The organism is Pigmentiphaga sp. YJ18 (assembly GCF_038066655.1).
Taxonomy (GTDB): Bacteria; Pseudomonadota; Gammaproteobacteria; order Burkholderiales; family Burkholderiaceae_B; genus Pigmentiphaga.
In genome coordinates this window covers 225,974-238,295 of sequence record NZ_JBBUKU010000002.1, presented here as the reverse complement: position 1 = coordinate 238,295, position 12,322 = coordinate 225,974, and the positions used below count along the sequence as shown (strand labels likewise).

Annotated in this window: 9 protein-coding genes; 8 read left to right on the top strand and 1 reads right to left on the bottom strand. The window is 66.1% G+C overall.

The features are described 5' to 3' along the window. Nucleotides 1-60 precede the first annotated feature (60 nt). From WKR98_RS14910 to WKR98_RS14880, 7 genes are all read left to right on the top strand, one after another. Nucleotides 61-1,572 carry a protein adenylyltransferase SelO gene (locus WKR98_RS14910; protein ID WP_124689817.1) on the top strand — a complete coding sequence of 504 codons (1,512 nt, stop codon included), beginning with the start codon at nt 61-63 and terminating at the stop codon, nt 1,570-1,572. A gap of 8 nt (nt 1,573-1,580) precedes the next feature. Continuing rightward, complete coding sequence (gene msrB, locus WKR98_RS14905) at nt 1,581-1,982, top strand: peptide-methionine (R)-S-oxide reductase MsrB (protein WP_087840631.1); 402 nt, start codon at nt 1,581-1,583, stop codon at nt 1,980-1,982. A gap of 93 nt (nt 1,983-2,075) precedes the next feature. Then, nucleotides 2,076-2,666 (top strand): septation protein A, encoded by a 591-nt coding sequence (locus WKR98_RS14900; RefSeq protein ID WP_124689818.1) that lies wholly within the window; start codon nt 2,076-2,078, stop codon nt 2,664-2,666. Beyond that, nucleotides 2,663-2,947: a BolA family protein gene (locus WKR98_RS14895; RefSeq protein WP_124689819.1), complete on the top strand. Its 285-nt coding sequence runs from the start codon at nt 2,663-2,665 to the stop codon at nt 2,945-2,947. Before WKR98_RS14900 ends, WKR98_RS14895 begins: the two co-directional genes overlap by 4 nt. 55 nt (nt 2,948-3,002) lie before the next feature. Next, nucleotides 3,003-3,770 (top strand): peptidylprolyl isomerase, encoded by a 768-nt coding sequence (locus tag WKR98_RS14890; RefSeq protein ID WP_341433969.1) that lies wholly within the window; start codon nt 3,003-3,005, stop codon nt 3,768-3,770. Nucleotides 3,771-4,192: 422 nt separating this feature from the next. Further along, nucleotides 4,193-5,260, top strand: a complete 1,068-nt coding sequence (locus WKR98_RS14885; protein WP_124689821.1) for a porin — start codon at nt 4,193-4,195, stop codon at nt 5,258-5,260. A gap of 407 nt (nt 5,261-5,667) precedes the next feature. Further along, nucleotides 5,668-6,720 (top strand): porin, encoded by a 1,053-nt coding sequence (locus WKR98_RS14880; RefSeq protein WP_341433968.1) that lies wholly within the window; start codon nt 5,668-5,670, stop codon nt 6,718-6,720. 96 nt (nt 6,721-6,816) lie between these two features. Here WKR98_RS14880 and purL read toward each other — a convergent pair whose 3' ends face one another. Next, nucleotides 6,817-10,845, bottom strand: coding sequence for a phosphoribosylformylglycinamidine synthase (gene purL / locus WKR98_RS14875; RefSeq protein ID WP_341433967.1), 4,029 nt, complete (start codon nt 10,843-10,845; stop codon nt 6,817-6,819). A gap of 133 nt (nt 10,846-10,978) precedes the next feature. On the opposite strand from purL, the gene WKR98_RS14870 reads away from it, so the two are divergent. Beyond that, nucleotides 10,979-12,322 carry a D-amino acid dehydrogenase gene (locus WKR98_RS14870; RefSeq protein ID WP_341433966.1) on the top strand — a complete coding sequence of 448 codons (1,344 nt, stop codon included), beginning with the start codon at nt 10,979-10,981 and terminating at the stop codon, nt 12,320-12,322.

Genomic DNA, 12,322 nt, shown 5'->3' with positions numbered 1-12,322 from the left:
TAGGTTAACCTTGATTGATACCCGGCGTGAGGCCGGACCGCCAATCACTGTTCCAACGTCGTGAAGCTCGCCAGCACTCTCCAGTCCCTGCGTACCGACAACTCGTTCGCCGCCTTGCCGGACGCGTTCTATTCACGGGTATCGCCCCAGCCCCTGGACGACCCCTGGCTGGTGCATGCCAACCCCGAGGCCGCCGCGCTGATCGGCCTCGCGCCCGAAGCCTTGGCCACGCCCGAGTTCCTGTCCGTGTTCTCGGGCGCCAGCCCGCTGCCGGGCGGTGCGCCGCTGGCCGCCGTCTACAGCGGCCATCAGTTCGGCGTCTGGGCCGGGCAACTGGGCGACGGCCGCGCGCTGCTGCTGGGCGAAGTGGCCGGCCCCGACGGCAATTGGGAACTGCAGCTCAAGGGATCGGGCCTGACGCCCTATTCACGCATGGGCGACGGCAAGGCCGTGCTGCGTTCGTCGGTGCGCGAGTATCTCGCCTCGGAAGCCATGCATGGCCTGGGCATACCGACCACGCGTGCGCTGGCGCTGGTCGCCTCCGACGATCCCGTCATCCGCGAGACGGTCGAAACCGCTTCCATCGTCACCCGCATGGCGCCCAGCTTCGTGCGCTTCGGCTCGTTCGAGCACTGGGCCAGCCGCCAGCGCCCCGACCTGCTGCGCACCCTGGCCGACTATGTGGTCGACCGCTTCTATCCCGATTGCCGCCCGGCCCCGGCCGGTGTCGCCGACACCGACGCCGGTCCCTACCTGCGGATGCTGGCGGCGGTCACGCGCAAGACCGCCGCGCTGATGGCGGACTGGCAGGCCGTGGGCTTCTGCCATGGCGTCATGAACACCGACAACATGTCCATCCTGGGGCTGACGCTGGACTACGGTCCCTATGGATTCATGGACGGCTTCGACGCCCACCACGTCTGCAACCATTCTGACACGGCCGGGCGCTACGCCTGGGATGCCCAACCCGCCGTCGGCCACTGGAACCTGTACCGCCTGGCAGGCGCGCTGATGCCGCTGGTGCAGGACGAAGACGCCCTGCGGGCCGTGCTGGCCGGCTATGAAAGCGCCTTCCTGGCCGCCTTCCACCACCGGATGGCCGCCAAGCTGGGCCTGGCGCAATGGCAGGCCGGCGACGAAGAACTCCTGAACGGCCTGTGGTCCGTCATGCACCAGAACCGCGCCGACTTCACCCTGAGCTTCCGGCGCCTGGCCAGCGTGGCCAGCGTCGACGGCACGCCGGCGGCCCCGGGCGTCGAGACCTTCGAGGACCTGTATGCCGACCGCGACGCCGCCGGCGCCTGGCTCGCCGCCTATCGCACCCGCCTCGCGCAGGACGGGCGGCCCGACGCCGAACGCGCCGCGGCCATGAACCGCGTCAATCCGCTGTACGTACTGCGCAACCACCTGGCCGAGCTGGCGATCCGCGCCGCGAAGGAACGGGACTCCGGCGAAATCGACCGGCTGATGCGGCTGTTGCGCGATCCCTATACCGAACAACCCGGCCACGAAAGCTACGCCCGCGTGCCGCCCGACTGGGCGGGCGCACTGCAAGTCAGTTGTTCTTCATGAGGTAGACCATGTCCGACCGGCCCAAAGTCACGAAATCCGATGCCGAATGGCGCACCCTGCTCACGCCCATGCAATACGCCGTGGCGCGCGAGAAAGCGACCGAGCGCGCGTTCACCGGCCAGTACTGGGATCATCGCGAACCCGGCATCTACCGCTGCGTGGCCTGCGGCACGCCGCTGTTCGCCTCGGACACCAAGTTCGACTCGGCCTGCGGCTGGCCCAGCTACTTCGCCCCCCTGGACCCCGACAACGTGCGCGAAGAACTCGACACCACCCATGGCATGGTCCGCACCGAGATCCTGTGCAATGTCTGCGACGCCCACCTGGGCCACGTCTTCGAGGATGGCCCACCCCCGACGGGGCTGCGCTATTGCATCAATTCGGTCTCGCTGAAGTTCGAACCGCTGTAGCCCGGCGCCCCCCGGGGGGCTGCTGGTAAGCTTTGGAGAACGGTGGGACGGTTTTCTTGTCCCACTCTGGCGCATTTTCTTCTCGACGATTCGATGAAATTACTTTTCGATCTTTTCCCGCTTGTTCTCTTCTTTGCCGCATACAAGTTCGCCGACATCTATGTCGCGACGGGCGTGGCCATGGCGGCCAGCGTGCTGCAGATCGTCTGGCTGCTGGTGCGGCGCAGGAAGATCGAGCCCATGCACTGGATCAACCTGACCATCATCGTGGTGTTCGGGGGCGCGACGCTGTTCCTGCACGACGAAGTCTTCATCAAATGGAAACCCACGGTGCTCTACTGGCTGTTCGCGGCGGTACTGGGCGGCGGCCAGTGGCTGTTCAGGCGCAACTTCCTGCGCAGCATGCTGGGCGCGCAGATCCAGCTGCCCGAAGCGGTCTGGAGCCGGCTCAATCTTGCCTGGGTGACGTTCTTCGCCGCGGTAGGCGGCCTGAACCTGTACGTCGCCTACAACTGGCCCACCGAAACCTGGGTCAGCTTCAAGGTATTCGGCATCTTCGGACTGCTGCTGGTGTTCGTCGTTCTGCAATCGCTCTATCTCGGCCGCCACATGAAGCCCGCCCAGGAAGTCTCGGCCACCGACATCGCCAAGAAAGAGGCCGACGCGGGAGCCGAGCGCTCATGAACACCGACCGCATGGCATGGATCCGCGAGCGCCTGTCGGAGCTCGATCCCGTCACGCTGGACGTGCAGGACGACTCCCATCTGCATGCCGGCCATGCCGGCGCGGCCGGCGGCGCCGGACACTTCCGGCTACGCATTGTTTCGCCCCGTTTCGCGGGGCTCAACCGGGTAGCGCGGCATAGGCTGGTGTATGATCGATTGGCAGACTTGATGCCTGCGCACATCCATGCGCTGGCGCTCCAGGCGCTGACACCAGAAGAAGACTCCGCACCAACCTCTTGAGCCCGGTCTTTTCAACCGACCTCACTCCCCCCTCTACCTTCAAGGACTTCCATACATGAAGCGTGTTTTGATGATGGCTGCCGCGCTGACCCTGGCCGCTCCGGTTTTTGCGCAGAATGCCGCCGTGGTCAACGGCAAGGCCATCCCCTCGTCGCGCGTGGACCAATTCGTCAAGCTGCTGACCAAGCAGGGCCAGCCCGACTCTCCCCAGTTGCGCGAGCAGATCCGGGAAGAACTGATCAACCGCGAAATCTTCCTGCAGGAAGCCGACAAGCGCGGCGTCGCCAAGCAGCCCGAGGTCCAGGCCGAAATCGACCTGACCCGCCAGAGCGTGCTGATCCGCGGGCTGTTCAATGACTTCCTGGCCAAGAACCCGGTCTCGCCGCAAGACATCCAGGCCGAGTACGACCGCGTCAAGAGCGCCCAGGGCGACAAGGAATACCAGGCCCGCCACATCCTGGTCGAAAACGAGGCCCAGGCCAAGGACATCATCGCCCAGTTGAAGAAGGGAGCGAAGTTCGAGGATCTGGCCAAGCAATCCAAGGACCCCGGCTCGGCCGCCAACGGCGGCAGCCTGGACTGGGCGCCCTCCAGCACCTACGTCAAGCCGTTCGCCGACGCGCTGGCCGCCCTGCAGAAGGGCCAGACCACCGAGGCGCCGGTGCAGACGCAGTTCGGCTGGCACGTGATCCGACTGGACGACGTGCGCCCGGTCCAATTCCCGCCGCTGGAGCAACTGCGCCCGCAAATCGAGGAATCCCTGCGCCAGACCAAGCTGCGTGATTTCCAGACCAGCCTGCGTGAAAAAGCCCGGATCCAATAAGTTTGTTGGATTCAACCAACAAAAAATACTGTCCTGATAATTAAATTTTCAACAATCAGGGTTTCCCTGGGTTGAACCTGACGCCCCGCCAAACCAGCCCGTACAGGCCTGAGTTGCGGGGCGTTTTTCTTGCTTTACCCCCGGCAGAACAAGGGATTCGCAGGTTCCCACAGCCTCAAGGTTGCAATTAGGTAACAAAACCTTAGAGCAAAGCACAACACATCTTTATTGCAAGGGAATTAACTATTGGCACTCCAGGGGCTTTCTGGTGAAATCCATCGAGATTTCTTCACAGCAAGTACATCGCGTAGAAATCGTAAGCAAGACGGGGGGCTAGTCTTGGGGGAAAGCGGCAGCAATGCTGTCTTCCGGCGTGTCCCTTCGGCTTATCGAGTTACTCACTCCGCTGGAGACCTATTTAAATGAAGAAGACCCTTCTTGCCGCCGCGCTGCTGGCTGGCTTCGCAGGTGCCGCTCAAGCGCAAAGCAACGTCACGCTGTACGGTTTGGTTGACGCTGGCTTCAACTACAGCAAGATCGAAGGCAACGACAGCCGCATGGGCATCGACAGCGGCCTGATGGGCCAGTCGCGCTGGGGTATCCGTGGTTCGGAAGACATCGGCGGTGGTCTGAAGGCCATTTTCACTCTGGAAAACGGTTTCAACGTTGACAACGGCCAGCAAACCCAAGGCCGTCTGTTCGGCCGTTATGCCTTCGTCGGCGTGGAAAGCGCCTCTGCTGGTCGCGTGACCCTGGGCCGTACCACCAACCTGGGCTTCATGTGGGCCGCTGGCATCGCCAACCCGTTCGGCCTGAGCTTCGGCCAGTCCACCGTCGGCAGCACCTTCGGCTACAACGACGCCGAACTGGGTGCCGGTCGCGTGAACAACTCGATCTACTACTACTCGCCGAAGTTCTCGGGCTTCCAGGGCGCCATCGGTTACAGCTTCCAGTCGAACCCCGACACCGAAGTCGCCAAGGGCAAGAACAACGACCGCCTGCTGGACCTGGGCCTGAAGTATGAAAACGGCCCCCTGAAAGCCGTCATCACGTACCAGTACCTGAACCCGTCGCAACTGACCGCGAACAACGGCAAGTTCAAGAACCTGACCCTGGGCGTGAACTATGACTTCGGCGTCGTGGCCGTCTACGGCGGCTACGCCAACGCCAAGGGCATCCGCAACCCGGGTACCTGGAACAACACCGCTGCCTACGGTGGCTACACCAGCGGCGCCACGTCCGCCAACTTCACCAAGGACAACGCCTGGACTCTGGGCCTGAGCGCTCCGTTGGGACCTGGCAAGGCCTACGCTGCTTACCAGAAGGCCACGCAGTCGAAGGTCAAGGGCTTCGCTCTGGGCTACAGCTACGATCTGTCCAAGCGCACCAACCTGTACACGTACTTCTCGCAAAACGAAGTGCATGACTGGACGGCCAACAAGAGCCTGGACGCCCGTCAGTTCGCCGTGGGCCTGCAGCACCGCTTCTAAGCACTTGATACCGGCCTGAGCCGGTCTCTACGAGGCTTCGGCCCCGGTGCGACCAAGCATGAACCCCGCCTTGTGCGGGGTTCTTTTTTGCCTAGTCGACCGTGGTAACTCTCGCCGTGTCTCTTACGTTGCTGGATGTAACACCAATCGTTTCCTGTTGCGCGAACACCGATAAGACCAATTGGTTTCGACAGAATCGCAACATCTCTGAATATCGCATCAGATTTAACAGTTGGCACTCTTAATCCTTTCTGGTGAAATTTCTTCAGATTTCTTCGCAGCCTAAGCAGCAACGCCTGGAAATCGGGAATCAGACGGCGGCGGCGCGCCGAAGGAGCCGGTCCTGCACCGACCCCGCCGGGACGTCAGCCAACTTGTCGAATGTTTTTCAGCTGGAGACCAAGTAAATGAAAAAAACCCTACTCGCGACCGCCCTGCTGGCAGGCTTTGCCGGCGCCGCTCATGCACAGAGCTCCGTTACGCTGTACGGCCTGGTCGATGCGGGCTTCAACTACGCCAAGCGCGACGGTCAGTCCGTCAAGGGCATCGATAGTGGCCTGATGAGCCAATCCCGTTTCGGCATGCGCGGTTCGGAAGACTTGGGCAATGGCCTGAAGGCCATCTTCACCCTGGAAAACGGCTTCACGGTGGATAACGGTCAGCAGACCCACGGCCGCCTGTTCGGCCGCTATGCCTACGTCGGTCTCGAAAGCGCCCAAGCCGGCCGCCTGACCCTGGGCCGCACCACCAACCTGGCCTTCATGTGGGCCGCCGGCGTTGCCAACCCCTTCGGCCTGAGCTTCAGCACCGCCAGCATCGGCAGCACCTTCGCCTATAACGACGCCGTCATGGGCGGCGGCCGGGTCAACAACTCGGTCTACTACTACAGCCCGTCGTTCTACGGCGTCCAGGCCGGTGTTGGTTACAGCTTCAATGCCTTCGCCAGCCCGAACGGCGAAAGCGAGGCCCCGGGAAGCGGCAAGAACAACCGCATGATCGACGCCGGCCTGAAGTACGACAACGGCCCGATCAAGGGTGTGTTGACCTATCAGCAAGTGGAATCGCCGCTGCCTGGCACCAAGACCTTCCGCAACCTGACCCTGGGTGCGTCGTATGACTTCGGCGTCGTCGCCCTGCACGCCGGCTATGCCAAGGCCAACAACATCACCCCGGCCTTCCTGAACGGCTACAACGGCGTCGTCGCCAACGGCGGCCAGTTCTCCAGCGACAGCGCCTACACCATCGGTGCCAGCGCCCCGATCGGCCCCGGCAAGCTGTACGCCGCCTGGCAAAAGGCCACCAAGTCCAAGGTGAACGGCTGGGCCGTCGGCTATACCTACGACCTGTCCAAGCGGACCAACCTGTATGCGTTCTTCGCCGACAACGACGTGCGCAACTTCGACGAAAACCGCGACATGACCTACCGTCAGCTCGCCGTCGGTCTGCAACACCGCTTCTAAGAAAAAAGGCCGCTAGGCGGCCCCTTATGTCGGCAGCCCAGGCTGCCGGCCCTCGCACCCCGGGTCCTGCCCGGGGTTTTTATTTGCCTCGCGGGCTCAAGCGGTCCAACGGCGCGCGTTGCGGAACATGCGCATCCACGGCGAGAACTCGCCGCCGCTGTCGCGCTCGCCCCACGAAGCCGGACTCCACGACATCTGCACGTTGCGGAACACCCGCTCGGGGTGCGGCATCAGGGCGGTGAAGCGGCCGTCCGCCGTGGTGACGCCGGCCAGGCCGCCGGCGCTGCCATTGGGGTTGTAGGGATAGGCCTCGGTCGGCTTGCCGGCGTGATCGACGAAGCGCATGGCGGCCAGCGCCGCGTCGGCCTTGCCCTGCTGCGAGAAGTCGGCATAGCCTTCGCCGTGGGAAACGGCGATGGGCATGCGCGAGCCGGCCATGCCGTCGAAGAAGATGGACGGCGACTCGGGGATCTCGACCAGCGAGAAGCGGGCCTCGAATTTTTCCGACCGATTGCGCGTGAAGCGCGGCCAGTCCTGGGCCCCCGGAATCATGGGCGCCAGCGCTGCCAGCATCTGGCAGCCGTTGCACACGCCCAGCGCGAAGGTGTCGCCGCGGCCGAAGTAGGCCGCGAACATGTCGGCCAGCACCGCGTTGTACTGAATGGTCTTGGCCCAGCCCTCGCCGGCGCCCAGCACGTCGCCGTAGCTGAAGCCGCCGACCGCGACCAGCCCCTTGAAGCTGGACAGGTCGATGCGTCCGCTCAGCAGGTCGGTCATGTGCACGTCCCAGGACTCGAAGCCGGCACGGTCGAAGGCATAGGCCATCTCGACCTGGCTGTTGCAGCCCTGCTCGCGCAGGATGGCCATGCGCGGACGCGCGCCGGTGGCGATCATGGGGGCGGCGATGTCTTCCTGCGGGTCGAAATCGACCTTGGGCGACAGGCCAGGGTCGGCGACGTCGTCCCACGCGTCGAACTCGGCCTGCGCGCAGTCGGGATTGTCGCGCAGCGCCATGATGCGGCGGCTGACCTCGCTCCAGGCCTTGCCGAGTTCGGCACGCGGCTTGCCCCAGATCTTGCGGGCATCGCGGTAGAACTCGATCTCGTCCCGGTCGTTGGGTTCGCCGATCACGTGCGAATGGGCCGACAGGCCGGCGCCGCGCAGCACTTCCATCACGGCATCGCGGCTGGCGGCGGGGACCTGGATGACGGCACCCGCCTCTTCCGAGAACAGCGCCTTGACGGTCAGTTCGTCGCGCTGCACGGCGACCTGTTCCGGCCGGATCTTGAAGTCGCCCCAATCCGCGGCATACGGATCCAGGGTCAGCATGTCCAGGTTGATCGACAGGCCGGTATGGCCGGCGAAGGCCATTTCGCATAGCGTGGCGAACAGGCCGCCGTCGGAACGGTCATGGTAGGCCAGGATCACGCCGCTGTCGGCCAGGGTACGGATCGCGGCGAAGAAGGCACGCAGGTCGTCGGGGACGTCGATGTCGGGGGCCTGCTGGCCGACCTGGCCGATGACCTGGGCCAGCACGGAACCGCCCAAGCGGTGCTTGCCGCGCCCCAGGTCGACCAGGATCAGGGTCGTGTCGCCCTGGTCGGTGCGCAATTGCGGCGTAAGGGTCCTGCGCACGTCGTCCACCGGCGCGAAGGCGGTGACGATAAGAGACACCGGCGCCACCACGCGGCGCTGTTCGCCGTTCTCGTCCCAGGCCGTGCGCATGGACAGGGAATCCTTGCCCACGGGAATGGACAGCCCGACGCGCTGGCACAGCGCGCTGACCGCGCTGACGGTGTCGTACAGCGCCGCGTCCTGGCCGGGCTCGCCGCAGGCGGCCATCCAGTTGGCGGACATCTTGACGTCTTCGATCCGGACCACGGGCGCCGCCACCAGGTTGGTGATGGCTTCGGCCACGGCCATGCGGCCCGAGGCCGGGGCGTCGATGACGGCCAGCGGAGTGCGCTCGCCCATGGCCATCGCTTCGCCGCGCGTGCCGCTGTAGTCGGCCAGCGTGACCGCGCAGTCGGCCACCGGCACCTGCCACGGCCCGACCATCTGGTCGCGCGAGGACAAGCCGCCCACCGTGCGGTCGCCGATGGTGATCAGGAAGGTCTTGTTGGCGACCGTGGGATGGCGCAGCACGCGCAGGGCCACGTCGTCCAACTCCAGGCCGACCACGTCCATGGATTCGCCGGCGCCCGGCTGGCGCGCGACGTCGCGCTCCATGCGGGGGGGCTTGCCCAGGATGACGTCGACCGGCACGTCCACCGGACGCGAGGTCCGCGCCCAGTCGGCGGCGGCGACATCGCCCGCCGCGAAGCCCTCGCCATCGACTACGCGCAACTGGCGCTGCTCGGTGGCCACGCCCACGACGGCATAGGGGCAGCGCTCGCGGCGTGCCAGCGCGTCGAAGCGCTCGAGGTCCTGCGGCAGGATGGCCAGCACGTAGCGCTCCTGCGACTCATTGCACCAGATCTCGGCCGGCGACAGGCCCGACTCTTCGAGCTGGACGTTGCGCAGGTCGAATATGGCGCCGCGTCCGGCGCCGTCCACCAGTTCGGGGAAAGCATTCGAGAGGCCGCCCGCGCCCACGTCGTGGATGGACTGGATGGGATTGTCGGCACCAAGCTGCCAGCAGCGGTCGATGACTTCCTGCGCGCGGCGCTCGATCTCGGGGTTGCCGCGCTGGACGGAATCGAAATCCAGGTCGGCGGTGTTGCTGCCCACGCCCATGCTGGAGGCGGCGCCGCCGCCCATGCCGATGCGCATGCCGGGCCCGCCCAGCTGGATCAGCAGCGAACCGGGCGGCAGGTCGTTCTTGTGGGTCAGGCCGTCGTCGATGCTGCCCAGGCCGCCGGCGATCATGATGGGCTTGTGGTAGCCCCAGCGCACGCCGCCCGCCGTCTGCTCGAAGGTCCGGAAATAGCCCAGCAGGTTGGGCCGGCCGAATTCATTGTTGAACGCGGCACCGCCTATGGGGCCTTCGATCATGATGGACAGGGGCGAGGCGATGCGGTCGGGTGCGCCGTGGCCGTCGTGTTCCCAGGGCTCGAGGGCGTCGTCGAAACGCAGGTGCGATACCGTGAAGCCGGTCAGGCCCGCCTTGGGCTTGGAGCCTCGGCCGGTCGCGCCCTCGTCGCGTATTTCGCCGCCCGCGCCGGTCGAGGCGCCAGGGAAAGGCGAAATGGCCGTGGGGTGGTTGTGCGTCTCGACCTTCATCAAGGTGTGGACCGTCGCTTCGCGGCGGCCGTACACCTGGCCTTCGGTACCGGGCTGCACATGGAAGCGCTCCGCCCTGCCCCCGGCCATGACGGCGGCGTTGTCGGAATAGGCCACCACGGTGCCTTCCGGCTGCGCCTTGTGCGTGGCACGGATCATGCCGAACAGGGTCTCGGACTGCGGCTGGCCGTCGATGACCCACTGGGCGTTGAAGATCTTGTGGCGGCAATGTTCGCTGTTGGCCTGGGCGAACATCATCAGTTCCACGTCGGTCGGGTTCCGCCCGAGGCCGTTGAAGGCCTCGACCAGGTAGTCGATCTCGTCGTCGGACAGCGCCAGTCCCATGCTGCGGTTGGCCGCCACCAGCGCCGGCGCGCCCTCGGCCAGCAGGGGCACGGTCTGCATGGGCTTGCCGGCCAGGGTCGCGAACAGCGGGGCGCCATCGAAGGCGCCGTCGACCACGGTCTCGGTCATGCGGTCGTGCAACGCGCCGGCCAGCGCGGCCAGGTCGTCCGCCGACAGCGACTTGGCGCCGCCCAGCAGGCCCCGCTTCGGGACCACCGTGTACGCGACGGCCCGTTCTATCCTGCGCACCTGCGCCAGCCCGCAGTTGTGGGCGATGTCGGTGGCCTTGCTGGCCCAGGGCGAAACCGTGCCCAGGCGCGGCACGACCAGCAGTTCCAGCCCTTGCTGGGCCTCGGGGGCCGGATCGCCGTAGCGCAGCAGGCCCTCCAGACGCTGGCGGTCATAGGCGGCCAGGTCGCCCTCGACGGCGACGAAATGCACGAACCGGGCCGAGACATCCGCCACCGAGGCATTCAGGGCCTGGAGGCGGCGCAACAGGCGGTCGCGGCGGAACGAGGAAAGGGCGAGGGGGCCGGAGAGGCGCAGGATGGAGGCCACGATAAGCGAGCTGGAAGCCGAGGAAAGGAGGGAGAAAACGCGAGAAAAGCGCGTGACTAGCCGTGATTTTACTTCGTACCGGGGGATCGGGAAAAACCACGAGCGAATACCCGCCCTCCCCGCTTAAAATCCGGTGCCCGTTCCCCGGAATGCCCTCGCGTCCCGGCGGGAAAACGGGCTCGACCAGAAGAAGCGACCAGACCCCATGCGTGTGATTGTGATCGGTGCCGGCATCGTCGGTGTGTGCACCGCCTATTGGCTCAACCGGCACGGCATGCAGGTAACCGTCGTCGACCGCCGCAGCGGCGTCGCCCAGGAATCGAGCTTCGGCAACGCGGGCATCCTGGCCGCCGACTACGCGGCCCCGTGGGCCGCCCCGGGCATGCCCGCCCGCGTGCTGGCCCATCTGTTCAAGAGCGAGGCGCCGGTGGCGCTGCGCGCCTCGCTGGACCCGGCGCTGTGGAAATGGCTGGTGAAGTGGCTGGGCCAGTGCCGGGCGGAACGCCATGCCGCCAACAAGCGCACGATGCAGCGCGTGGCCCGCTACAGCCGCGCCCAACTGGCCGCGCTGCGCGAAGAATACGGCTTCGAGTACGAACGCCGCATCGGCTACCTGCAGTTGCTGCGCACCCAGCGCGACGTGGACGCGACGCTGGCCACCCGCCAGATCCTCCAGGAAAGCGGCATCGCCCACCAGTTGCTGAGCCCGGAGGAAGCCACGGCGATGGACGTCCACCTGCAGGACGCGGTCCACGTCGGCACGCCGCTGGCAGGCGCCATCCACTATCCGGACGACGAGTCGGGCAACTGCCCGCTGTTCGCCCGGCTGCTGGCGGCCGAATGCGAACGGCGTGGCGTCGAGTTCGTGTTCAACACCGTCGCCCAGCCCGTGCAGAACGCCGGCGGCATCGTCGCCGGCGTGCGCCTGCAGGATGGCCGCACGCTATCGGCGCAGGCGGTTGTCGTGGCCTCGGGCAGCGACGCCGGGGAGTGGCTGGGCCGGCTGGGCGTGCGCGTGCCGGTCTACCCGGTGCGGGGCTATGTCGCCAACCTCCCCCTGCGCAACGACGTCATCGGTCCGCGCCGCGCCTTCGTGGACGAAACCTATCGCGTGACGGTAACGCCGCTCGGCCAGCGCCTGCGCGTCGCCGGCACGGCCGAGCTGGGCTGGCGCGGCCCGGCCCTGCGCGACAAGGCCCTGCGCACGCTGGTCAAGGCGGCTCAGGACTGGATGCCGGGCATGCTGGATTTCTCGCGCGCGACCTGGTGGGCCGGCACCCGACCCATGACGCCGGACGGCCCGCCGGTACTCGGTGCCACCCGGCTGCCCGGGCTGTACCTGAACGTCGGCCACGGTTCGCAGGGATGGAGCATGGCGGCAGGCACGGGGCGCATCGTCGCCGACCTGGTCGCCGGCCGGACGCCGGAGATCGAACTGGACGGGTTGGACATCGGCCGCTACGCGCGCAAGAATTAG

Coding starts and splice junctions, on each gene's coding strand:
- WKR98_RS14890 (WP_341433969.1), top strand. CDS start 3,003: ATGAAGCGTGTTTTGATGATGGCTGCCGCGCTGACCCTGGCCGCTCCG.
- WKR98_RS14885 (WP_124689821.1), top strand. CDS start 4,193: ATGAAGAAGACCCTTCTTGCCGCCGCGCTGCTGGCTGGCTTCGCAGGT.
- msrB (WP_087840631.1), top strand. CDS start 1,581: ATGTCCGACCGGCCCAAAGTCACGAAATCCGATGCCGAATGGCGCACC.
- WKR98_RS14895 (WP_124689819.1), top strand. CDS start 2,663: ATGAACACCGACCGCATGGCATGGATCCGCGAGCGCCTGTCGGAGCTC.
- WKR98_RS14900 (WP_124689818.1), top strand. CDS start 2,076: ATGAAATTACTTTTCGATCTTTTCCCGCTTGTTCTCTTCTTTGCCGCA.
- WKR98_RS14880 (WP_341433968.1), top strand. CDS start 5,668: ATGAAAAAAACCCTACTCGCGACCGCCCTGCTGGCAGGCTTTGCCGGC.